This window comes from uncultured Sphaerochaeta sp. (assembly GCF_963676625.2).
In the GTDB taxonomy this organism is placed as follows: Bacteria; Spirochaetota; Spirochaetia; order Sphaerochaetales; family Sphaerochaetaceae; genus Sphaerochaeta.
The window spans coordinates 53,975-76,655 of sequence record NZ_CAXXYB010000004.1 but is presented as its reverse complement, the minus strand read 5'-3'; the positions used below and the strand labels follow the sequence as shown (position 1 = coordinate 76,655).

Annotated in this window: 19 protein-coding genes and 1 tRNA gene; 12 read left to right on the top strand and 8 right to left on the bottom strand. The window is 45.2% G+C overall.

The genetic code is table 11. The annotated features are described in order from the left end of the window. The first annotated feature begins 69 nt into the window (after positions 1-69). From ACHZBG_RS03535 to ACHZBG_RS03505, 7 genes are all read left to right on the top strand, one after another. Positions 70-1,992, top strand: coding sequence for an AMP-binding protein (locus ACHZBG_RS03535; protein WP_320128064.1), 1,923 nt, complete (start codon positions 70-72; stop codon positions 1,990-1,992). 256 nt (positions 1,993-2,248) lie between these two features. Next, a complete protein-coding gene (locus ACHZBG_RS03530; protein ID WP_320128063.1) occupies positions 2,249-3,655 on the top strand; it encodes a hypothetical protein in 1,407 nt (468 codons plus the stop codon). Positions 3,656-3,669: 14 nt separating this feature from the next. Next, positions 3,670-4,938, top strand: coding sequence for a hypothetical protein (locus ACHZBG_RS03525; RefSeq protein WP_320128062.1), 1,269 nt, complete (start codon positions 3,670-3,672; stop codon positions 4,936-4,938). A 138-nt stretch (positions 4,939-5,076) separates the two neighbouring features. After that, positions 5,077-6,522, top strand: coding sequence for an alpha/beta fold hydrolase (locus ACHZBG_RS03520; protein ID WP_320128061.1), 1,446 nt, complete (start codon positions 5,077-5,079; stop codon positions 6,520-6,522). 97 nt (positions 6,523-6,619) lie between these two features. Beyond that, positions 6,620-7,831, top strand: coding sequence for a mannose-6-phosphate isomerase, class I (gene manA / locus ACHZBG_RS03515; protein WP_320128060.1), 1,212 nt, complete (start codon positions 6,620-6,622; stop codon positions 7,829-7,831). A 53-nt stretch (positions 7,832-7,884) separates the two neighbouring features. After that, complete coding sequence (locus ACHZBG_RS03510; protein WP_320128059.1) at positions 7,885-9,159, top strand: L-serine ammonia-lyase, iron-sulfur-dependent, subunit alpha; 1,275 nt, start codon at positions 7,885-7,887, stop codon at positions 9,157-9,159. Continuing rightward, positions 9,156-9,743: an exonuclease domain-containing protein gene (locus ACHZBG_RS03505; protein ID WP_320128058.1), complete on the top strand. Its 588-nt coding sequence runs from the start codon at positions 9,156-9,158 to the stop codon at positions 9,741-9,743. Before ACHZBG_RS03510 ends, ACHZBG_RS03505 begins: the two co-directional genes overlap by 4 nt. Here the strand turns inward: ACHZBG_RS03505 and ACHZBG_RS03500 are convergent. The 4 genes from ACHZBG_RS03500 to xdhA all read right to left on the bottom strand — a co-directional run bounded on the left by ACHZBG_RS03500 (position 9,721) and on the right by xdhA (position 14,454). Continuing rightward, on the bottom strand, positions 9,721-10,602 hold the full coding sequence (locus ACHZBG_RS03500; protein ID WP_320128057.1) for a phosphatase PAP2 family protein: 882 nt from the start codon (positions 10,600-10,602) through the stop codon (positions 9,721-9,723). The two genes, ACHZBG_RS03505 and ACHZBG_RS03500, sit on opposite strands and share 23 nt — an antisense overlap. Before the next feature lie 180 nt (positions 10,603-10,782). Continuing rightward, positions 10,783-11,271 carry a xanthine dehydrogenase subunit XdhC gene (gene xdhC / locus ACHZBG_RS03495; protein WP_320128056.1) on the bottom strand — a complete coding sequence of 163 codons (489 nt, stop codon included), beginning with the start codon at positions 11,269-11,271 and terminating at the stop codon, positions 10,783-10,785. Then, the gene (gene xdhB, locus ACHZBG_RS03490; protein ID WP_320128055.1) at positions 11,264-12,151 is read right to left on the bottom strand and encodes a xanthine dehydrogenase subunit XdhB; all 888 of its coding nucleotides are present in this window, start codon (positions 12,149-12,151) and stop codon (positions 11,264-11,266) included. The genes xdhC and xdhB overlap by 8 nt, the downstream gene beginning before the upstream one ends. Before the next feature lie 14 nt (positions 12,152-12,165). Continuing rightward, a complete protein-coding gene (xdhA, locus tag ACHZBG_RS03485; RefSeq protein ID WP_320128054.1) occupies positions 12,166-14,454 on the bottom strand; it encodes a xanthine dehydrogenase subunit XdhA in 2,289 nt (762 codons plus the stop codon). A 249-nt stretch (positions 14,455-14,703) separates the two neighbouring features. Here xdhA and ACHZBG_RS03480 point away from each other — a divergent pair. From ACHZBG_RS03480 to nagB, 3 genes are all read left to right on the top strand, one after another. After that, positions 14,704-14,777, top strand: a tRNA-Asp gene (locus ACHZBG_RS03480). Positions 14,778-14,851: 74 nt separating this feature from the next. Further along, positions 14,852-15,922, top strand: coding sequence for a tRNA 2-thiouridine(34) synthase MnmA (gene mnmA, locus ACHZBG_RS03475; RefSeq protein WP_320128053.1), 1,071 nt, complete (start codon positions 14,852-14,854; stop codon positions 15,920-15,922). Between the two features lie 64 nt (positions 15,923-15,986). After that, positions 15,987-16,799 carry a glucosamine-6-phosphate deaminase gene (nagB, locus tag ACHZBG_RS03470; RefSeq protein ID WP_320128052.1) on the top strand — a complete coding sequence of 271 codons (813 nt, stop codon included), beginning with the start codon at positions 15,987-15,989 and terminating at the stop codon, positions 16,797-16,799. Between the two features lie 113 nt (positions 16,800-16,912). Here nagB and ACHZBG_RS03465 read toward each other — a convergent pair whose 3' ends face one another. The 3 genes from ACHZBG_RS03465 to ACHZBG_RS03455 are packed head-to-tail and all read right to left on the bottom strand — an operon-like array spanning position 16,913 to position 19,581. Beyond that, entirely contained in the window at positions 16,913-18,022 is a 1,110-nt protein-coding gene (locus ACHZBG_RS03465; protein ID WP_320128051.1) for a DUF362 domain-containing protein, read from the bottom strand. Positions 18,023-18,032: 10 nt separating this feature from the next. Continuing rightward, positions 18,033-18,845, bottom strand: a complete 813-nt coding sequence (locus ACHZBG_RS03460) for a glycerophosphodiester phosphodiesterase (protein ID WP_320128050.1) — start codon at positions 18,843-18,845, stop codon at positions 18,033-18,035. Further along, entirely contained in the window at positions 18,838-19,581 is a 744-nt protein-coding gene (locus ACHZBG_RS03455) for an RNA methyltransferase (RefSeq protein ID WP_320128049.1), read from the bottom strand. Before ACHZBG_RS03455 ends, ACHZBG_RS03460 begins: the two co-directional genes overlap by 8 nt. Positions 19,582-19,636: 55 nt before the next feature. Between ACHZBG_RS03455 and ACHZBG_RS03450 the strand changes: the two genes are divergently transcribed. Both ACHZBG_RS03450 and ACHZBG_RS03445 read left to right on the top strand, forming a co-directional pair. Then, entirely contained in the window at positions 19,637-20,869 is a 1,233-nt protein-coding gene (locus ACHZBG_RS03450; protein ID WP_320128048.1) for an AI-2E family transporter, read from the top strand. Continuing rightward, positions 20,866-21,750, top strand: coding sequence for a DNA repair protein (locus tag ACHZBG_RS03445; protein WP_320128047.1), 885 nt, complete (start codon positions 20,866-20,868; stop codon positions 21,748-21,750). The genes ACHZBG_RS03450 and ACHZBG_RS03445 overlap by 4 nt, the downstream gene beginning before the upstream one ends. Here ACHZBG_RS03445 and ACHZBG_RS03440 read toward each other — a convergent pair. Next, positions 21,737-22,654, bottom strand: coding sequence for a DMT family transporter (locus ACHZBG_RS03440; protein WP_320128046.1), 918 nt, complete (start codon positions 22,652-22,654; stop codon positions 21,737-21,739). The genes ACHZBG_RS03445 and ACHZBG_RS03440 overlap by 14 nt on opposite strands. Positions 22,655-22,681 lie beyond the last annotated feature (27 nt).

The window sequence follows — 22,681 nt, the reverse complement described above, 5'->3', positions numbered from 1 at the left end:
TTGATTTATACGTGTAAAGATAAGAATCAGAGAAATGGATCTATAAGCACAGTTTTGGAGAAAATTGCTATGGAAAGAACGATTGTTGCAATGTTGCATGAAGCGGCACAGCATTATGCTGGTCGTGCATATACTACTGGAAAAACCGATAATGGATGGGAGGCTTGCTCCTTTGTACAAGCCGATGAGCTTTCTGATCAGGTAGCTGCGATGCTTCTCTCTCGGGAGATAAAGAAAGAACAGACCATCGGAATACTCAGTGAAGGAAAATCCCAATGGGTTACTTTCGAATTAGGGGTAATAAAGGCACGGGGCATCAGCGTTCCCTTATCCATCAAGCTTACTCCCGATGAAATTGCCTTCAGGGTCAATCATAGCGAGGCCATAGCTTTGGCGGTCAGTAGCAATACCCTTGCCAATACAGCGAAGGCAATGCCGAAATTTGATCATAAGGTGTTGCTGGTCTATCTGGATGAGATGGACGATCGTCTTTCTTCCTTGACAGAAGAAATGAAATGGAAGGAAGGGGAAGATTTTATTGCTTGGGGAAACTTGCTATCAGAGGGAAAGACGATTCTCGCCAAACAAGAAAATATTGTAAAAGAGTCCGAGGCACAGATTGTTGAGAACGATACGGTAAATATTTGCTATACAAGTGGGACTACGGGAAATCCGAAAGGCATCATGCTTACTCATTTGAATTATTGGACCAATAGCCACGATGCCATCGATTTGTTTCAGCTCCCTGAAGCACAGTTTGAAACCTTGGTAGTTTTGCCTGTTGACCATTCTTTTGCTCATACTGTTGGCATTTATACTGCACTAGTCAAGGGAATAACCTTGCACTTTGTCGATGCCCGGGGATCAAATGCCTCTATTATCAGAAATTTCCCCAAGAATTTACTGGAGGTGAATCCTGTTTTCTTGATGACCGTTCCTTCCATTACCGGAAACTTCATGAAGAAAATGACCCAGGGAATTCATCAGAAAGGACCTTTCATTGAAGGAATTTTCACTCGTGGACTGGAGGCAGGTATCAAGCGGAACGGAGATGGTTTTCATAGGGCAAGCAGGGCCGTACAGTTGAAGACTTGGCTTCCGTATACCCTTGCAAACAAGCTTGTGTTTCCAAAACTTCGGGAAATATTTGGTAATCGTATGCTCTATTGTGTCGGGGGAGGCGCCTTGCTCGAGGCAAAGCAGCAAAAGTTTTTTGCTGCGATCGGTGTTCCTGTTTTCCAGGGGTATGGCCTTACCGAGGCAGCTCCGATTATCAGCAGCAACAGTCCCCATCGATATAAATTTGGTACCAGCGGCATGGTTGCGGCTTCCGAAAAATGCAAGATCATGATTGACGAAACCACTGAAGCCAAAGTAGGACAACGAGGTGAATTGGTTATTCAGGGTGATAATGTAATGAAAGGGTATTTCAAGAATCCCCAGGCAAGTGCAGAAGCTCTTCGTGATGGTTGGCTTTGGTCAGGGGATCTTGGCTATTTTGACGAAGATGGATTTCTTGTTGTCACCGGTCGTTCCAAAGCTTTGCTTATCGGCAAGGATGGTGAGAAATATAGTCCTGAGGAAGTTGAGGAAGTCATGGTAAATAACCTCGATATCCTGAACCAATTGATGGTTTATAATGATCATCAAGCCATAACAGGGGCTTTTGTTACCCTTCAGGAAGACGTGGCCAAACGTTTGATTCAGGAAAAAGGTTGCAAGGATGCAGCGTCAGCCTTGGATACCATTATTGTTTCTTTGCGTTCCTATGAACAGTTTGCTACCGCGATTCCCGATACCTGGTTGCCTTCCCGGTTTGCAATCATTGAAAAACCTTTCTCGGAAGCCGATGGTCTGATTAACTCGACAATGAAGCTTGTCAGATATAAGACGGTGGAGTTTTATAAAGAAAGACTTGAGAGCCTGTATGCGGGAGAAGAAGAGAATAAGGCAGAGAACATCAAGGTAATTGAAAAACTATTTTTCAATTGATCTATTTGTACGTAAATAAAGAGTAGTATTGAAGATATTGCGGAGCCGAAAGGCTCCGTTATTTTAGGTCTTTGTATAGACAATTTGTGATAAGTGTGTAACGTTATTGTTCTAGATACGTTTTATTTGTGTGAGTATATAGCGTATCCTTGGTATTATCAGTATACAGCTCTTGAAAAAGCTGGGCGAGTATAGGATATTTATGTAAGACGATGTTGTTCAATGTAATGGTTTCTTGATCACTAAGGAGGGTCTCATGAAAAAAAGACAATTAGTATCATTTCTGTTAGTGGCGATTATTGCACTGACGTTTATATCTTGTGATGGAAATTTACGTTCACAGATTTCTGATTTGATGGATAGTGTATCAGGAAATGTATATATCGATAACGGTATGATTGCGGCCAATCTTGCTGATGCAGAAGCCGTAACGGAGACGGTAACTTCGATTGGTGATGATACTATGACGCCTGAAGTCGATTCATCCTCAACTACAGGATTTTCCGTTACCATTGGTTCTATCAAAGTTGAAGTTGCCACAGATTCTACGCCTCTGGCTGCCATGGATGAAACTGCACAGGAAGAATTAAAGGATGATCTTTCATCGGCTTTCAATTCCCCGACTCAGAAGGCGGCTCTGCTTGAGACTCTTTCAGGTGATGCTTCTCCAGCGCAGCAAGAAGCAGCAGATGATTCCATAGATTTACTCAACGCTACGCTCGAAGAACTTACCGATGCCCTTCCTGATGGGGAACTCAAGGATGCTCTTGCTGGCATTGATTTGACAGCAGCTTCACAAATGTCCAAGGGTGATGTTCTCCTTGTCCAGTTGATGACCAATCTGGTGAGCAATACCATTACGACCTTGGATAGTATTGAAGGCAAGGCTTTGTCTGATTTTGATGATGACACCTTGGCAAATTATCAATCTCAATTGTCATCAATTGCTGAAGATGCGCAGTTTGTCCTGGAGACGGCAAATAATCTTTCGGGCATTGGTTCCATAGATTTCGTTGGGCAAATTGATTTTGCAAGTATCTTTGACAGCCTTAGCAAGGATGCCAAGGCTTTCGACCTGAATGATGCCTCCGTCTATCTTGGGACAATGAATAAATTGGCTCCAAAGATAATCAAAGCCATGGGAATTTCAGTAACCGGTACAGTTTTCTCCTATTCTCAAGCTTCTTATGAAAGCTTTTTGGAGAATCAGAAAACTGTAAACAGTGCAATTGCGCTAGTAAATGGTGTATATAAAATCAAGGAACAGGTTGAAAATTCTGGAGAATTCAATGCAGTGACTCGTATGATGAATGCTCTCATTTCCGAAGCCATTGTACGATTTGATGCTTTCTGTGCAACTGATGATACTCTGGTTCCTTATACAATCATTCAAGATTATCTAAATGCCAATGTCAAATTGGGTTTGGGTACTTTGACAACCGAGGATTCTTTGGGTGATGAATTTCCCTGGCTTTCCGCATTCAAGACCTATTTACATGGATTGGGGAATACGTATTTTGTAAACTTGGTTAATACCCTTAAAGAGTTCAACAGAGTCAGTTCCGAGGGAATGGTTCAACTTTCAACTGCCTTAGATAGTTTGTTGGATACATCCGATGGTGATAGTCCACTAACACAGTGGTATTATAGTCTGGTAGAGTAGATAGGAGGAGCAAAATGAAAAATAATAAAAAGATACTGTTACTGGTGATGACATTGATTCTCCTGGTTGCAATGCCTCTTGTTGCAACTTCAATCTATGATTCATCCACGGATCTATATAAGCAAACGGCTGAGCCTTTTGAAGGAACCAGTGTTCGTTCAATGGGAATGGGTGGGGCTGGAATAGGTATAACCGGGTATTATGACAGCTTTCTGTTGAACCCTGCAAATCTGGGTGCCGGAAACTTGAAGATTTCCCTGCCCGCCGTTACCCTTACTGTATTCAACCCGAATGCAATTCTGAAAAGCGGAGCTATTGATGATTTGCAATCCGGGGATGAAAACGCCACTATTTCGGCTGCTCAAAAATTCCTTGGTACCATTGGAACGGATTATGGTGATGTGATGACCACTGATCTCTCTATGGTTCTTGGCCTTGGTAGCTTTGGTTTTGGATTGCAAGCCCAGGAGCGGTTGATGAGCTACAAGACTGGAGCGGATACGACTTCCACCAATTTGATTGCCCAAGTCACGGTTGCTGCTACTGCTGGTCTGGGATTCCGCATCCAGGCAATTCCTGAATATTTAAGTATTGACCTTGGTGTTTCCGGAAAGTTCATCTACAAGATGTTCCTCCAGGCCCAAAGCGCCAGTACCATCACGGATATGTTGGCCGATGATAATGCGGATCCTGCCGATACCTATTTGAATGGAACCCCCATCGTTGCCGGATATGCCTTTCCTGTGGACTTCGGTGTAAATCTTAATATGCCTTTGGGCTTTACTGCTTCTGCAGTTTTAAAGAATTATAACGGTGCCTATTCCATGTCCACCTATCAATCCATCAATAATTGGAGCGAAGAGGTATTGGGAAGTGCAATCGCTGGAGAAACCGCTGATTCCAGTAGTTTTACCAGTGAGGACTTCACTATCGATGCTGGGTGGCAGTTGAATGCAGGTCTTACCTGGGCACCGAAGATTGGTTCCTTGCTCAAACCTATTTTTGCTTTTGATGTGGTGGATATCACGTCGTTGGCAGATTTGTCAGGCGATGAGCTTAAGACCGGTATTTATGAAAATGCCCGGTTGGGAGCTTCCCTCAGGATACTGTCCATTGTTGATCTTCGTTATGGATTGAGAAGTGGGTATCAGTCCTTTGGGGTTGGCCTCGATCTCTTGATATTCCATCTCGACGCTGCTTATTATATTCAGGAATATGGAGCCCAGCTTGGGGATAAGCCCATTGATGCTGTTTCTCTCAGGTTCTCCTTGCTTTCCAGATAAGTACGTTACTATATCGTATATTGATTGCCCTCCTACTATTGGAGGGCAATTTTTTGATGTGCTTGACAGAGGGTCTCTATCAATTTATTATCTATTTTGATAAGAATAAAAATAGATATAGTCCTCTGGAGGCCTATGATGAAACGATTATTCGGTATTTCGATCCTGGTCATGTTTTCACTGGTGCTTTTTCTTTCATCTTGTGCCAGCTCAAAACAAATGGACAGTCTTGTAAAGGAAGATCCTATGGTTCCAAAGAAAACAACGTTAGATATTTCTGGATGGTGGGAAGGTTCTCTATCGCTTCCTGGTGGTTCTTCCTTGCTCTTGCAATTTGAGGTTGAAACAGCACAAGAAGGATACTCTTCCTTTCTTACTGTTCGGCAGCAGGGCGTTCATGACCTGCCGGTTTCAACAACCAGTTTTGATCAGAGCTCAAACTCCTTTTCCCTGAATATTGAAACGATCAAGGCAACATTTGCAGGAAATCTTGACACTGCGACTGATCCTTATTCCATCGTGGGTACCTTTTCCCAGAGTGGGCTTGATTTCCCCTTGGTATTGGAAAAGAAATTCACTGCCCTGATACGGCCCCAAGATGTTTCTGCTCCTTTTCCCTATATATCGGAAGATGTGGAAATTCCGACTGCAAACGGTTTCTCCTTGGCAGGAACCATTACCCGACCCAAGGATGAAGGTGTACACCCTGCTGTAATACTTGTTACTGGCTCTGGACTTCAGGATCGAAATGAAGAGCTTTTCGGGCATAAACCTTTCTTGGTATTAGCCGATGCCTTGACGAAGGCCGGTATTGTGGTCCTTCGTTGTGATGATAGGGGATATGGCAAGTCTGGCGGTGATGGGATTAACGCCACGACCTTTGACTTTGCCCAGGATGCCAAGGCTGCCTTGTCCTACCTTGCTACTATGCCCTACACGGAAAAAGATGTCCTTGGTGTAATTGGTCATAGTGAAGGAGCCTTGATAGCTGGTATTTTATCTGCCCAGGACCCTGCAATCTCTTTTATCGTTTTGTTAAGTGGTCCAGGCTTGGATGGAAAAGATTTGCTCTTGCAGCAGTCTCGGGCCATCATGCAACGGCAAGGCCTCGGCCAAGATCAAATCGATGCGGCAGTGGCATTGAACAAAACTCTTTATGATATAGCCCTCGATACCGCAACAAGCCAGGAGGATAGGGCAAAGGAAATCCAGTCAATCTTGGTTAAAAATGGCATGTCGGAAAAAGTAGCCTTGCAACAAAGTGAGTCTTTGCTCTCAGCATGGTTCAATATGTTCCTTGCCATAGATCCTGCCGATTATTTTTCCAAGATTACTTGTCCTGTCTTGATTGTTTCGGGTACCAATGACGTACAAGTGCCTACAGAAGGAAATGTGAAAGCTCTTCAAGATGCTCTTGCTGTAAACGGGAATACCCATGTTACTGTCAAGATCCTGGAAGGTTTGAACCATATGCTGCAACCTTCAGTGTCTGGATTGCCGACTGAATATGAGTCGATAGAGACAACTCTGGATCCTTCGGTCCTGTCTCTTGTTCCGACTTGGATACATTCACTCAAGCATTAATGGTAAAGGACTTTCTGTTGTCTTCGATGCGGCTATTTTCATGCTTTCCCTTGCTATAGCTTCCCAAGCCCCTTATAATTGGGTTTGGAGGCCTGCAATGAAATATATCCAGATAAAACCCCAGATAAAGGATTATGATTGGGGAAATCCTTCGTTTATCCCGAATTTGCTTGGTATTGCCGAAGATGGGAAGCCCAAGGCAGAACTATGGATAGGAACTCATGAAAGTGGGGAAGCCACCGTTGCAGCTACCGGGGAGAAACTATCGCAATTTCTGCAAAAGGATAGCCAGAATTGGTTTGGACAGGCTCATCTGGAACAGTTTGGTCCTGTCTTGCCTCTTTTGTTGAAAGTTCTTGCCATTGATAGACCTCTTTCCATACAGTGTCATCCTTCTACCATTCAGGCAAAGGAAGGTTGGGAACGTGAAGCTTCCCTTCGTACCCGTCTTCCCAAGGAACTTTGGAATTATAAGGATCCAAACCGAAAGGCGGAGGTCCTCTATGCCCTGACGCCTGTTACCGCTATGTGTGCCTTTCGACCGCTTAGCCAAATCATAGCTACACTGACCCTGCTTATTCCTGAAAGTTATGCCAAGTATTTTTTTGATATTGATGAACTTGCCCCTGAGCCTGACAAAGAGATCGGGAAATTGTTTGAAAGACTATATACCATGGACAAAGTCGACTTGAAGGTTTGCATCGCTGAGTATATTTCTTCGCTCAAAGCGATGGAGGAACTTCCCTTTGCCACAGGAGATGGAAGATTCTTGGAAAGCAAGGGCATAGCCATTTCCTGTTATGGAGCCTTTCCTGAGGATCCTGGTCTGTTTTGCCCTTTCCTGCTGAATGTGAAGCATCTGGAACCGGGAGAAGCCTTGTTCCTTGAACCGAAGACCCTGCATGCGTATGTTCTGGGAAATGGCATAGAATTGATGAGTGCCTCGGATAATGTCCTTCGTGGTGGGTTGACCCACAAGAAAGTCGATGTCAAGGAACTGATGAAAGTCTTGGATATCCGTAGCAAGCAAGTTGATTGCACCCCGACACTGAAAGGCAAATCGGGACGAATCCATATTTTGACACCGACAGAAGAATTCCTTTTGATGGTTTGTCCGTCAGGAACCTACGAAGTCCATGACCGAAGAAGCATTGAATTGCTTCTTTGTACTGAAGGGGAGGCAACCTTCAGTTGTGAGGAAGGTACTGTTTTGGTGAAAAAAGGGGATTGTTATGTCCTTGCCGCTTCACTCAAGGATTATAAGCTTGAGGTTGTGGGAAAAGTATTTCTTGCTGCTGTTCCTCTCTAAGGGATATGAGCTTTCCCTTGGAATAGGAAGCCGAGACATGATATAGTCTTCTCATGGACAAATTTTTTACATTGCTCAAGAAAGAGATGCGACCTGCCATGGGATGCACCGAACCTGCCGCTTCAGCCTTGGTCGGTGCCAAGGCAAGCCAATTGCTTGGTGTGATTCCCTCTTCCTTGGAAATATATACCAGCCGCGATATGGTCAAGAATGCCATGGGAGTCGGACTGCCGAATTGTGATCTGAAGGGTATTCAAGCTGCAGTTGCCCTTGGCTCCTGTGGCGGAGATATTGAACAAGGCTTGAGTATTCTCAGTCATATAGAGGATTCCCAGCTTATACTGGCCAAGAACCTTCCGGTATCTCTTACCATTGAGGAAGCTGTACCGGCGTTATATATCAAGGTTTGTGTCCATGCTGGAAACCATTCGGCCATTGCCGTCATCAGCGGAGAACATGATAGATTCAGTTATCTGGAAAGAGACGGAAAAATCCTTCTTGATCTTCCTGTTGACAACTGTAGCACACCCCTTCAAAAAAACGATGAGGATATCATCGGAAGTGCTTCCCTGGAGGATATTGTTGCCTATGCCGCCCAGGCTCCCCGAGAAGCCCTGCAACTGGTTCTCGAAGCCAAGGATACAAATTTAGCGATTGCCTTGCATGCTCTTGATAACCAGTATGGGCTTTGTGTCGGAAAAACTGCCGTAGAAGGACTCTCCTTGCCCCCTGCAACCCTTTCTGATGCCTTCAGGTTTGCTTCCGCCCTTGCCGCTGCTGCCAGTGATGCACGTATGGCAGGGTGTCCTCTTCCCGTCATTATCAATAGTGGTAGTGGAAACCAAGGGATTACCCTTACTGTTCCCCTGGTTGTCGTAGCCGAGTATCTTGGTTCTAGTGATGAAAAATTAGCCCAGGCTTTGATTGTAAGTGAATTAGTCGGTCTTTCCCTGACAGCAAGAAAAGATCGTCTCAGTGCCCTTTGTGGTGCATTTACCGCAGCAATTGGATGTGCCTGCGGTCTTGTTTATCTGCTCGATGGCGATTTATCTGTCATGGATAGGGCAATAAACACGATGATAGGAAACTTGACGGGTATTATCTGTGATGGGGCAAAGATGACCTGTGCCCTGAAGATTTATTCGTGTGTCGAGGCCGCCACCTTGGCCTGCCAACTAGCTTTCAAGGGACTGTCTCCCGGGATTGAAAGCGGTATTGTAGGAAAGAATAGTCTGGAAAGCATGATCTTCTTGTCCCGGATAAGTCATGAAGGCATGGAAGAGACAGACAAGACGATTTTATCAATTATGTTAGGAAAACAAAAATGAATTATGTAGCATTGGATTTCGAAACAGCAAATAGTTATGAAGGTGGCGCTTGTGCCGTCGCCTTGGCCCGTTTTAATGAAGAAGGAACTCTGCTTGATAGTTATTATAGTTTGATACATCCCAAGCATCCGTACTTTGACCCCGGAATGACTGCAGTCCACCATCTGGATAGTGAAGAATGCCTTGCAGCTGGTGAATTCGATGTCATCTGGCCTGATATGAAGGATTTTATTGCCAAGGATATCTTGGTTGCCCATAATGCGGCCTTTGACATGAAAGTACTGAAAGGTTGCTTCGAAACCTATGATATCGAGACTCGTGCCATGAGCTATATCTGCACCTATATGATAGCCAGGAAAGTATGGCCGAAAATACCAAGTTATAAATTGACTTTTCTTTGTGATCATTTTGGGTTGGAATACCAGGCCCACTACGCACTTGATGATGCCATTATGTGCGGAAAGATTCTCCATAAGGAATGTTATGGTCATTTGAATGAAATGTTGGATTTGAGGCGGTTTCTCATAACCAAGGGCATTGAACCGAAAACCATAGAAAATCTTAAAAAAGACTTTTTCCTATAAGTGGATAGAGGCCCGTTGCCCAAAGTCCGATCAAGGTATAACGCACCAGGGAACCAAGATAATACACGGATGTGGGTATTGCCAGCTTCAAGGCCATGATCAGCAGGATTCCTGCCAGACCGACTAAAAACCGTATCAACTTTCGTCCCACTGAACCTTCTATGCTATAGTTGACTTTCCTGACTTCAAGGGCAAACCCCAGATATCCGCCGCCGCCTAAGGCCAAGGTTTTCATCAGATCGGTAAAGGCTACGGTGTCAATGCTTTCAAAATGGAGGAGCAGGGCCATAGTCAGGCTCGAAACAAATGCCAAGATACCCACGACAAGCGATATGCTGTATCGCTTGTCTTTGTTTTCATACAGGTTTTCGAATTCTGCATAACAAAGAAGACTGATAGAGGTACCCAGAATCAATCCGCCAAAGATATCAATCGGCCAATGAACTCCCAGATAGAGTCTGCTGATGCCGACCAATACGATCAGAATGGCGCAAAAAATACTGATTGTTCGTTTTTTGAAGGCCATCGCCAAAGCAGAGTAGAAGGAAGCAGCCGTAGTTGTATGTCCCGAGGGAAAGGAATATCCCGTGGCAGTAGCCAGCCGCTTGCCCGCAATGGAGGGAAGGACGGTAAAAGGTCGGGGGGCTCTGACAATTGCTTTCAATATTCCCATAGAGATGAGACTGGAAAGCAACGCTGAACAAATGGCGAATCCCTTTTTTTTATCGTAACACCAAAGAATTGCCACCATGACAATTATGACGATGGTCTGTTCGCCAAAAAATGAGCATACATTGGCAACAAGATCAAAAAAAGGATTTGCGTGGTTTTGGAAGAATAATAAGATAGCTTCTTGCATGACGACTCCTCACTCTGGTATGGCAAGTATACGAGAGGATGCGCAAGGTTGCAAGAATTGACGGGGATATTATGACTTGGTTCAGGATGAAAGAAGAAAGACTGTTGTATGGAGAAACCAGTCCACAGAAAGTGCCAAAGTTGTTTTGCTTGTCACTTTCCTGGACTGATGAGGGAATTTTCAGGCTTTCTTTTCCTGTATCCGTTTTATCTGGGTTTTTTCGATTGCATTGACAATTTTATCATAGCCAGTGCATCGACAGAGATTTCCTGAAACTTGCTTTCGGATTTCTTCCCTGCTATAGGGAGTGTCACTGTTGATTATTGGCAACGACGACATGATGAACCCCGGGGTACAGAAACCGCATTGTACGGCTCCCTCGTCGATGAAGGCTTGTTGAATATCGGAAATGGTACCTTTGGTGTCACTCAAGCCTTCCAACGTCAATATATTTTTCCCTTCGGCCCATACGGCAAGATAAATACAGGAATTGAAAGGCCTTCCGTCAATGAGTACGGTACAGGCCCCGCATTCCCCTACGTCACAACCGTGCTTGACGCTGTCAAGACCTTCTTCTCCCCGAAGCATATCGGAAAGGGATGATCGTACATCGACCGAATATTCCCTGTTTATTCCATTTATGGTACATGTAACTGTTTTTCTAGCCATTGATTTTGCCTCCTGCCTTTTCAATCGAAGCGATGGTTGCCCTTTGGGAAAGTTCTTTCACCAGATGGAGCCTGAATTCCTTCGAGGCCCTCCAACTGGTTCTTGGCATTACATCCGAGGCAGATCCCTCGCTGACCAGATTGAGAAGTTCTTGGTCAAGGAGATGCCCTTCGGCCTGTTTCTCCGCGGAAAAGGCGCGGATGGGAGTAGGGGCTGCGACTCCGAAGGCAACGCGAAGCCTACTTATACGTTTCTTGTCCTCGGTCAGCCTGACATTGACCGAACACCCAAGGGTTGCAATGTCCATTGCCCGGCGCATTGAATATTTTATGTATTGTCCGTACGTCGATTCCCAACTTTCCTTGGGAATCCTGATGCCCGTCAGTATTTCACCGGGGTGGAGATCTACTTTTCCCGGTCCAAGGTTGAACTCGGCATAGGGGAGGATCCGAATGCCCTCGAGGCTGGTCAACTCAAGGATTGCATCATAGGCCTTGAGTGTGGAGGCTGAATCTGCACTGGTGACTCCATTGCAGATATTTCCGCCGATTGTGCCGATATTGCGGACCTGTGGGCCTCCGACCTGATCGACAGCATCACCCAGGACAGGAATATGGCGCTTGATAAGGGGGTGCATCGTAATATCGGTAAAGCTGGAAAGCGGTCTGATCAACAAAGAGCCATCGTCTTCTGTGCATATGCCTCGCAACTCATCAAGTCCATAGATACTGATAAGATCGCAACCGGCGAGTTTCCCATGGCGAATGCTGATGAGGATATCGCTTCCCCCTGCAAGCAACAGGGCTTGGGGATGTTCCTTTTTAAGCTTCAAGGCTTCTTCAACCGAATGTGCTTCATATAAAGTATTGAAATCGTACATGCTCTTCTTCCTTATTATCTGATAATTCCTGCGTTTTCAAATGCCACGAACAATTTCTCTGGATTGAGTGGAATCGAATTGACTGCAACGCCTGTTGCGTTGAGCAACGCGTTCCTCAATGCCGGGGCCACCGGGATTACGGGAGGTTCTCCCAGGGCTTTGTTTCCGTACGGTCCAGTTGGATCTTGTGTTTCCACGAAGGAGACATGGAGATCCGGGGTGTCGAGGGCCGTCATCAATTTATAATCGAGAAGGTTGTCATTCAACATACGACCTGTCTTCTGGTCAAATATGAGATGTTCGGAAAGGCCATAACCCAAACCCATGCTCATTCCTCCCTGTATCTGACCTTCTGCTGTCTGGTGGTTGATTATTATTCCTGAGTCGTGGACATTGATGATATCCAGTACCTTAATTTGACAGAGAGGAATATCCACCTCGATTTCTGTAAAACATACGCCGAAGGAATAGGTATTGTCTGTACAATGGTGGGTTTCTTCCGCTGCGATATGGTGGGAATTGGTCAAGCTGTAACAGGATTCCAAGGCTACCTCGCCAACTGACAGCAAATGCTCAGTCTTGTTCTTATGGACGATGAAGTTATCCTGGATGTCCAGATCCACGGGATCCTTCTTGAGCATGAAACCCGCGTAGTCAAGAATCTTTGCCTTAAAGACTTGGGCAGTCTTTTTGACGGCCATTCCCGAGACATACGTTTGTCTGGATGCATAGGCTCCTGTATCATAGGGAGTGACATCGGTATCTTGTTTGCTGATGATGTGTACCTTATCAACGGATAGCCCGACAGTCTGGGCAGCCATCATGGAGAATACCGTGTCGGCACCTTGCCCAATTTCCGTTGCTCCCATCTGGAGTTGCAATGAACCATCCTGGTTGAGGAGCATCCTGCAAGCCGAGGTTTCCAGACTTATTGGATAGACTCCTGTCTTGTAGTTGAATATTGCCATGCCTACGCCTTTGCGCACAGGACCTGTTTGCTTGGCATAGAGCTCACGTTTTTTCAGGAACTGCAGATATTGTTCGCCTGTATCGATGCACTCGGCCAAGCCTGTTGAATGGCAGGTAATGGTCGTGAGAGGATCGACATAGCCAAGTTTCATCATGTTTTGTTTTCTGAAACCAATAGGGTCGAAACCTGTTTTTGCAATGATGTCATCGATATGGGACTCCAGGGCAAACCCAATCTGGGGAATGCCATAGGCTCGCATGGCACCGGCTGTGGGCATGTTGGTATAGACAGTATAGGCTTCGCCCTTGATTGCCCCCACAGGGTACATCATGCGAAAACCATTGACTGCATTGGCAACTAGGGCATGTGCGTGAGAGGCATAAGCGCCCTGATTGGAGTAGGCGACAACAGAACGGGCCGCAAGACTTCCGTCCTTGCGTACGTAGGACTCTATATGGAATTTCATTGCATGGCGAACTCTTGTGCAACTGAAGGTTTCCTCTCGTGTATATTCAAGTTGTACCTGACGTCCACCGACTCGAGTAGTGAGATAGGCGTTCAAGGGTTCTGTCAGGGCATCCTGTTTGTTTCCGAACCCACCGCCGATATAAGGCTTGATGATCCGTATATCGCCGAATCCAATACCAAGGGCCTGGGAACAGACGCGTCGTACGATGTGGGGAATTTGGGTGGAGCTTACTATGACTATTTTGCCGCTTTCCATATAAGCAAAGGAGTTGGCATTTTCGATATGGCAATGCTGGACAATGGGAGTCTCGTAATCCCCTTCGGTCTTGATCAGTCCAGGTTCCTGGATGGCTTGTTCAAATGAACCTATCTCATAGGAAGAATGGACAACCACATTATCTGGTTTTTCCTCATGAATTGGGCGGGCTCCCGGTTGCATGGCTGCTTCGACGGAGAGAAGGGGCTCATATTGCTCGTAGGTCACCTTGATTTTTCTTACCGCTGTAATTGCCGCAATTTCATTTTCAGCAATGACTGCCGCAATATCATCTCCGTAGAACCGGACACGGCTGTTCAATAATTTTCTGTCAGCGATATCCTGATGTTTTTTTTCTGTTGACCAGGGATGGCCTGCAGTGGGGAATTGATAATCAGGTACATCGAAACACGTAACGATGTCGATGACTCCCGGTACCTTCCAGGCTTCAATGAGGTCAAATGATTTTACAAGTCCATTTGCAATCGTGCTGTGCAAGACTTTTGCGATCAACGCATGGGAGTCTACCAGATCACCTGTATATTTTGCTTTTCCAGTAACTTTTTCTTTTGCATCCACCCTGTTCAAGGGTTTCCCTATTATTTCCATTGTCTCCCTCCTCTTCCAAAGAAAAAGCGGTTTTCCTTTTTTCTCTGACCGTTCATATTTCTTACAGGATGAAGATATTATTTTTAATTCTTTGTATGTAAAAGAATAAAAAATTTTCAAAATCCTTGAAGCTAACATGCTTTTCTACATAATACAACAAAGTGCAACATAGATAAAGGAAATTGATGATAAACTTTTTTTTAGGAGTGTTGACAAAACTTTTTGGATAGTGTAGCTTCTCCTTGCTACGAGGGCGTAGCGAAGCTGGTTATCGCGACGGCCTGTCACGCCGTAGATCGCGGGTTCGAGTCCCGTCGCTCTCGCTTGTTTGAACCGCCTTGGAATTCCAAGGCGGTTCTTGTATAATCCAAGGACAATAATTTTTTTGGAGGTACTTATGAAAGTACTGGTAGGCATGAGTGGCGGCATCGATTCTTCGGTAGCGGCTTATCTGCTAAAACAAATGGGGCATGAAGTAGTTGCGGTTACCATGACCATTTGGAATGGGAAGGCTGATTTACCTGCTCCCAAAAAATCAAATAGTTGCTTTGCCCCAGAAAAAACTGAAGATTTGCAAAAGATCAAGGTTATCTGTGAAAAAATAGGAATAGAACATCAAATTCTTGATTTGAGTGAACTCTATGAACGGGTGGTGCTCAAGAATTTCCAGGATGAATATTTGAACGGGAGGACTCCGAATCCCTGCATTTGGTGCAATGCCAAGATAAAATTTGGGGCAATGGTTGAATATGCAAGGGAAAAAGGATTGCAGTTTGACAAATTTGCCACTGGTCATTATGCGAGAATAGTTGAGAAAGATGGCCGTTATGGCATTGCCCGGGCCGTGGATCTGAAAAAGGATCAATCCTATTTTCTCTATCGACTCAATCAGGCACAACTTTCAACGATTATTTTTCCTTTGGGAGAAATGCTGAAGGAAGATGTTCGCAAGATAGATGTCGAACAGGGTTTCCACGATGTCATGCAGGATGAGAGCCAGGATTTTTATGGTGGCGATTATACTGATTTATTGGATGTTACCAATCAAAACGGAAACATTGTCGATTCCAAGGGGAATATCCTGGGAAAACACGAAGGTATCTGGCATTATACCATTGGCCAGCGAAAAGGGCTTGGCATTGCGGCCGAACGACCTTTGTATGTGCTTGCCCTGAGACCCCAGTCCAATGAGGTCGTGGTTGGTTTCGAGGAAGAGGCCTTGCAACGTTCCGTAACGGCTTCCAATATCGTATGGGGTGTCGTTGACAAGCTGGAAGGTTTTCAGCTGGTGCAGGCAAAGATCAGGTCGACAGGGTACCCCAGTGAAGCTGAGGTCCATCAAAACGAGGATGGTTCCCTTACGGCTGTTTTCAGTGAAGAGATAAAAGCCGCGACAAACGGGCAGTCCTTGGTCCTCTATGACAATGACATCATTTTATGTGGTGGTATTATTGAGGATGCCCGGTAGGACTGCATCCAAACCGGTTGTATCGACTACTTTTTGGGGATACACTGACACGAAAGGAGAAATCATGCGCGTTATCATTCAGAACGATTATGAGGACCTGTCCCTTTGGGCTGCCAGGTATATTGCAAAGAGTATCAAGGCTTTCACTCCTACCGAGGAAAAACCTTTTGTCCTGGGACTTCCCACCGGTTCTTCTCCTCTGGGAACCTATGCAGAGTTGATTAACTTGAATAAAAGCGGATATGTATCATTTAAGCATGTCGTTACTTTCAATATGGATGAATATGTAGGTATCGATAAAAATCATGAGCAAAGCTACTATTCGTTTATGTGGAACAATTTTTTCAGTCATATCGATATCAAACGGGAAAATGTACATATCCTAGATGGAAATGCTCCTGATCTGGAGGCCGAATGTTCTTCCTATGAAGCTAAGATTGCTTCGTTTGGGGGAATCCGGCTATTTCTGGGAGGTATTGGCTCAGATGGTCACATTGCCTTCAATGAACCGTTCAGCAGCCTTGCAAGTCGTACCAGGGTTAAATCCCTGACCTATGATACGAAGGTGATGAATAGTAGGTTTTTCGATCATGACATCAACAAAGTACCCGAAAGGGCCCTTACTGTTGGAGTCAAGACGGTAACCGATAGTCTTGAAGTCGTTATCCTGGTAAATGGACATTCCAAGGCCAGGGCCTTGCAGGCAACCATTGAAGGGGCCGTAAGCCAAAGCTGGACTTGCAGTGCCTTGCAGTTGCATCCGAGAGCAATCATCGTTTGTGATGAACCTTCTTGTGGGGAACTCAAAGTCGATACCTATAAATATTTCAAGGATATCGAGCAAGATAATATCGACGTACGGACCATGCTTTCCTAGATAGAGTGTTTTAAGATAGCTGCGTGCTGTCTGGATACAAAAAGGATCAGTTGTTAAAACTGATCCTTTTTGTGTATTCAGGTAGTCCTTTGGAGGTGTACCTGAAATGATTGTCATTTCACGGTGACCAAGCGGTAATGCTGGCTTCCCAGGCCAATTTTCTCGGCATGTTCCAGCCCAACTCGCCAATTGGTAGCTGGCTGGCTGTCGGTCAAATGGTCGCAATGCGATTGGACAGTATCGCCTAGCCGTCCGCTTTGTATGGGAGGTTGTGCATTGACAGCATCTACGCAGGCTCTATCCAGCGCAACCGGATCAAAGGAAGCAAACATCCCTACATCGGGAACAATGGAAACATCATTTTCGCCATGACAGTCACAAAACGGGGAAATATCGATTACCACATTGATGTGGAAGGTTGGTTTTCCTTCGCAGACGGCTTTAGCATATTCGCTTATCTTGCAATTGAGCTTGTCGTTGGAGCTGCCATCTCCTGGTACTATTGCGTCTTTCGGGCATACACCGATGCATCGTCCGCAGCCAACGCATTTCTCATGGTCAATCATGGCCTTGCCTTTTGTGACCGTAGGAGCATCATGGGCACAGATTTTCACACAATTTCCGCAACCGATGCAGTTTTCTTGGTTCACATACGGTTTGCCATCACTATGTTGTTCCATTTTCCCTGCACGAGAGCCACCTCCCATACCAAGGTTCTTCAAGGCTCCTCCAAAACCGGTTCCTTCATGTCCCTTGAAATGAGCAAGAGAGATGATGATGTCGGCATCGGCTAAAGCCCTGCCTATTTTTGCTTGTTTGACATACTTGCCGTTGATTACGGGAATGAGTACTTCATCTGTTCCTTTCAATCCGTCGGCGATGATGATGTGGCAACCGGTGGCATAGGGACTGTATCCATTCTTGTAGGCACTTTCGATATGGTCGAGGGCATTTTTTCTTCCCCCTACATAGAGCGTATTGCAATCGGTAAGGAAGGGTTTTCCTCCCAATTCCTTGATGACTTGCACGACAGTCGCTGCATAATTCGGTCTGAGAAATGCCAAGTTGCCAGGTTCTCCGAAATGAATCTTTATTGCAACATATTTTCCTTGCATGTCAATTTTTCCGATTCCAGCCTTTTTGATGAGGCGTTCAAGCTTGGTAAGACGTGAATCCCCGTTTTCGCAGCGCAAATTGATGAAAAATACTTCAGAGGGTTCCATAGTTTTCCTTTTATTTATTTCTGAGACCTGATTTTTCGGCCACTTCTATGACCAAGGCTGGTTTGTCCGTCATGATTGAGTCTACACCCAAGGCAAACAGCTCTTCCATTTCCTTTCGGGTATTGATGGTCCATACCTGGATGACGGCGTTTCTCTTGTGCATTTGCGTAACAAATTCCTTGGTAACGATTTTGAGGATACCTTGGCTGACAGGGACTTGGAAAATGATTCTGCGCCCTTTGCCCAAGGTTCGTGGCAAGATATGCAATTTTTGCAAAATGAGATAGGACAATACTTCCACTGTTGTAAGGCTGGTCAGTATTTTTGGTTCCTTTCTTCTCAACTCCCTTAGGTTCGAGAGATGGAAGGAAGCACCTAAAACGCGAGCTTCAGCTTGGTTTGTCTGTACGACAGCAAGAAATTCATCGACTATTGCAAGATCCTTGGTTTTGAGATCCACATTGAAACGTTGGTCGGGGCAAGCTTTCAAGGCTTCATCCAAGGTACAGAGTGTTATTCCTTTTCCCCTGAAAGGAAAAGTCCTGCCCCCATCCTTGGTGAAAGTGTACCCTGCATCATAGGTTTTCAATTGGGGAAGCGTATGATCCTCGATCCTTCCCGAGCCGTTTGTATTCCTGTCGAGGGTAGGGTCATGCCAAATTACCAGTACCCCGTCCTTGGAAAGGTGAACATCGGTTTCTATTACATCAATGTTCATTTTTACTGCACTGAGAAAGGCCGGCAAAGTGTTTTCCGGGTAATTAGCACTATCCCCACGATGGGCGATCACTTTTGGCATCGGTACAAGAAAGGGTTCATGCATCCTCTGTTACATCCTTATGGGCGCTTATACGGCACATTTTGACGAAAACTTTTTCCATTTTTTGCATTTCGCTCTCGCTGAGGGAAGCTCTCTCAAAAACATCTCTCAAAAAACGATAGGTCCAAAGTTTTTCCTGTGGTTGCTTGAAGTAACCGATTTCATCGAGGGAGCCTACTGCTGTGGCTGATCCTTGCTCGCATCTGGCCTGGTCGACGGGATTGGCCTGGATTGGCCATGGCTTTAGTTTGTCAAAGAGGTTGTAGGTAATGATTTGTACAGCCTGTGAAAGATTCAGGGAAGGAAATTGGTCACTGGTCGGTATGGTGACAATCAAAGAACATTGGGCAACCTCCTCATCGGTGAGGCCATCCGATTCCCTTCCAAAGACAATGGAAACCAACCCATCCCCTGTTTTTGTAACAATTTCAGCAAGTTGTTCGGGATTTACCGAACTGTCTTTTCGGAATTTTCCCCGGCGCCTTGTTGATCCGACAGTGAGGACGCTTGAAGCAAGTGCCTTTTCCAAGGATGGATACCGTATGCTCTTTTCCCATACATCGCTTGCATGCAAAGCGAGTGTGCGAACCCTGTTCTCATCATATTCCCGCTCACCTACGAGGGCAAGGCGGGTGATCCCCATTGTTTTCATGGCTCTGCAGACAGAACCGATGTTTGCACCGTCCTGAGTGTCCACGAGAACAATCTGAACCCTTTCCAAGTTTGTTCGTTGATCCATAAAACCAGTAATAGCAGATATTGAAGCTTTTTCCAAGCTAGTCTATAGTTGTTTCATGACGGAAACCTCACCAACCTCAAGCAGATATATGCAGATTTTCCTCGGTATAATCGTTTCGATCATGATTCTGGCAATTTTGAAGGCTTCCAAGGATGTCTCGATTCCCTTGGTCCTCTCGTTGTTTGTCTTCTTGATCCTGAGTCCCATAGTCAGGAAAATGGATGCACTCCACATTCCTCGGTTCTTTTCGATTACTTTGGTCATGGCCTTATTGCTGTTTCTGTTTTTTGGAGTTGGTTGGTTTGTTGTCATGACGATCAATACACTTATAAAAGTAGTTCCTTTTTATGCCGAAAAAATAACCTCTCTGGATGGTTTGCTTTCCCAGCGCCTATCAGGGATTATCAATCTCCCGGCAGGAACCTCTTTCTTGTCGGCTTTGCCCGTTAACTGGTCAAACTTGGCAATCAATAGCCTTACCAGTATATCCGGCAGATTCCTGTCCATAACCAAAGTTGTCTTGCTTGTATATATTTTTGTATTGTTTCTCTTGTTGGAACGACGATCCTTTGTACCAAAGCTTTTGGCTGCGATTCCTCGGAACAGAGGGCTGAAGATGGCGGTGCTCTTTGAAAGAATTACCAAACAGGTTTCAAAATATCTTTTGCTCAAGAGTGTTCTCAGCGCCTTTACAGGGCTGTTCTTCTTCATTGCCGCAATAGTGACGGGTCTCGATTTCCCACTTCTCTGGGGCGTCCTGGCTTTTTTCTTCAATTTCATTCCTTCCATCGGATCGGTGATCATTACTTCCCTTACAATCTTGATGGCCGTCATTCAATTTGCTCCCAACTGGTCCTCCGTAATTTTTGTGGGAGTGCTGACGATCAGCATCCAGACAATTATAGGAAACATCATTGACCCCAGGCTTCAGGGTGGGCAACTTAACATCTCGCCGTTCGTAATACTTGTTTCTCTTTCCTTGTGGGGGTATATCTGGGGCATCCCGGGGATGTTTATTTCTGTTCCCCTTACCAGTGTCTTGCAAATCTTGTGTGCAAATATAAAAACTCTCCGTCCCATTGCTGTCCTTATGAGTAGCGGAAAGAGTTATCAAAGGGAAAATGAAAAGCAGAACGCCGTGGCAAGATACCTGCGTAGACAAGAGAAATTCAAACGAGGAGAGACTCCTTCTGCTGAGGCTATGGATAAAGCAGCGGATGCCGAGGCAAAACGAAATAACCAAAAAGGTGATTTCATCATGCCAGAAAGATTCAGCGAAAAGAAATGATAGGGTTTCCCTCTCTTGATGAGATATCGGCACAACAATATCTTGGACAAACTTTTGGACAGGATGAAGCTTCTCTTGCTCTCTTTTGCATTTTTATCTTTGATTTTTATAAAGAACAGAAGAGAGAGTTTCCTTGGCGAGATACCAGTGATCCCTATCGGATTCTTCTTTCCGAGGTAATGCTGCAACAAACGCAGACTTCCCGGGTTCTGCCCAAGTATGAGCGATTTCTTTCTCTTTGGCCTACTTTTGAAACTTTCTCTACCTGTTCGCTGGATGAGTTGCTTGCTGAATGGAAGGGCCTGGGATACAACCGACGGGCCTTGAATCTCAGAAAATCGGCAAAGATGACTGAACAGTGGAACTGGACGATTCCTGATGACGAGGATTTGATTCTTTCCCTGCCAGGGGTAGGGAAGTCGACATCTTCTGCAATCCTTTGCTTTTGCTATAATGAAAAGGCAATTTACCTTGAAACCAATATCCGAAGAGTCTTGCTCACTTGTTTTTTCCCTGAGGAAACGCAAGTTTCCGACAAGGTACTTGAAGAGTTGCTCAAACGTCTTGCCTTGATGGTTGAGGATATGAAAGCCTGGTATTATGCCCTCATGGATTATGGTGTATTGCTCAAGGAGCTTTTGCCGAATGCCAATACCCGTAGTGCCCATTACACAAAACAGTCCAAATTCAAGAATTCCAACCGACAGATCAGGGGACTATTGATTCACGTCCTCTCCGATACAGGGCCTAAATCCTTGGATAGTCTCTATTCCTTGCTTGATAATTTTGAAGAAGAGCGTGTCTTTGCCTGTCTCAAACAACTTGAGAGCGAAGGTTTTGTACAGGAAAACGAAGCAAGGTATGGTATTAGCAAGGATTGACAGGTTTCTTTTGCCGGTCGGCAAGAAGATTCCCCGCCATACCAAAAAGCATCAGGATGGCTCCCAGTAACAGGGTCCAGGAAAATTGGTCATAAAAAGTTGCGTCGATGGCCAGGCTCATCAATATCTGCGCGGAAGATAAAAGCAATGCAGAGTAGATGGTCGGTATCTTGGTCACGACGATATTTGTCGATACCACGACAAAGACAGCAAGGGTTCCCCCGCTTACGATAAGCCAGGGAGAGATGGTAGGTAGCTTTTGAAAGCCAGTGAGCGTTTGTTCAGGAGTTACCGAAAAGTAGAAAAGGGAACCAGCAAGGAGTCCTACCAGGACATTATGTCTTGCTGCAAAAAAAGATCCCTTATACTGGGAAAAGGTACTGTTAAGTACCATTTGGGTCATGGTCAGGACTCCTGCCAAGACTCCCAATAGGATGAAGGCAAAGGCAAACGTTGCGTTGGAACTGGTTGCCATGACTAGGATTCCTCCCAGGGAAATGAGTAAACTGATGATTTTTTTCCTATTTAAGGTACTCTTCTTCATTCCCATGAAACCTGTCAGGTCATAGAGCAGGGAGATGGCACTCTGGCCGAAGACGGTGCTGGCCATGGCCAAAGAAGCCCCTGTATATACGACGGTATAATAATTGCAATTGAGGATGGCGAGACCAAAAAGACCATTGAACCATAGATAGAACGGAGCTTTCTTTCTCGGCGGGTTCAATTTCTTGCTTTTTCTACCAAGGAGCAGGATTGTCGAGAGGATGATCAAACCCATTACGTGGTTGAGGATCAAGGAGACTCCCATGGTGGAAGAGACTCCCAATTGTGTGTTGCACACTACCATAATCGAGATGACCAATCCCGTAATGAAGTCCAGAAAAATATACCCAGCTGTCTGCATGAAGCTGATTGTATCATCGTCCTGCTT

Excerpts from the sequence above, each read along its gene's own strand:
- ACHZBG_RS03445 (WP_320128047.1), top strand. The coding sequence starts at position 20,866 with ATGATAGGGTTTCCCTCTCTTGATGAGATATCGGCACAACAATATCTT.
- manA (WP_320128060.1), top strand. The coding sequence starts at position 6,620 with ATGAAATATATCCAGATAAAACCCCAGATAAAGGATTATGATTGGGGA.
- ACHZBG_RS03535 (WP_320128064.1), top strand. The coding sequence starts at position 70 with ATGGAAAGAACGATTGTTGCAATGTTGCATGAAGCGGCACAGCATTAT.
- ACHZBG_RS03450 (WP_320128048.1), top strand. The coding sequence starts at position 19,637 with ATGACGGAAACCTCACCAACCTCAAGCAGATATATGCAGATTTTCCTC.
- ACHZBG_RS03440 (WP_320128046.1), bottom strand. The coding sequence starts at position 22,654 with ATGCAGACAGCTGGGTATATTTTTCTGGACTTCATTACGGGATTGGTC.
- xdhA (WP_320128054.1), bottom strand. The coding sequence starts at position 14,454 with ATGGAAATAATAGGGAAACCCTTGAACAGGGTGGATGCAAAAGAAAAA.
- nagB (WP_320128052.1), top strand. The coding sequence starts at position 15,987 with ATGCGCGTTATCATTCAGAACGATTATGAGGACCTGTCCCTTTGGGCT.
- xdhC (WP_320128056.1), bottom strand. The coding sequence starts at position 11,271 with ATGGCTAGAAAAACAGTTACATGTACCATAAATGGAATAAACAGGGAA.
- ACHZBG_RS03500 (WP_320128057.1), bottom strand. The coding sequence starts at position 10,602 with ATGCAAGAAGCTATCTTATTATTCTTCCAAAACCACGCAAATCCTTTT.
- ACHZBG_RS03465 (WP_320128051.1), bottom strand. The coding sequence starts at position 18,022 with ATGGAACCCTCTGAAGTATTTTTCATCAATTTGCGCTGCGAAAACGGG.
- ACHZBG_RS03525 (WP_320128062.1), top strand. The coding sequence starts at position 3,670 with ATGAAAAATAATAAAAAGATACTGTTACTGGTGATGACATTGATTCTC.
- mnmA (WP_320128053.1), top strand. The coding sequence starts at position 14,852 with ATGAAAGTACTGGTAGGCATGAGTGGCGGCATCGATTCTTCGGTAGCG.
- ACHZBG_RS03520 (WP_320128061.1), top strand. The coding sequence starts at position 5,077 with ATGAAACGATTATTCGGTATTTCGATCCTGGTCATGTTTTCACTGGTG.
- ACHZBG_RS03510 (WP_320128059.1), top strand. The coding sequence starts at position 7,885 with ATGGACAAATTTTTTACATTGCTCAAGAAAGAGATGCGACCTGCCATG.
- ACHZBG_RS03505 (WP_320128058.1), top strand. The coding sequence starts at position 9,156 with ATGAATTATGTAGCATTGGATTTCGAAACAGCAAATAGTTATGAAGGT.
- ACHZBG_RS03530 (WP_320128063.1), top strand. The coding sequence starts at position 2,249 with ATGAAAAAAAGACAATTAGTATCATTTCTGTTAGTGGCGATTATTGCA.
- xdhB (WP_320128055.1), bottom strand. The coding sequence starts at position 12,151 with ATGTACGATTTCAATACTTTATATGAAGCACATTCGGTTGAAGAAGCC.
- ACHZBG_RS03460 (WP_320128050.1), bottom strand. The coding sequence starts at position 18,845 with ATGCATGAACCCTTTCTTGTACCGATGCCAAAAGTGATCGCCCATCGT.
- ACHZBG_RS03455 (WP_320128049.1), bottom strand. The coding sequence starts at position 19,581 with ATGGATCAACGAACAAACTTGGAAAGGGTTCAGATTGTTCTCGTGGAC.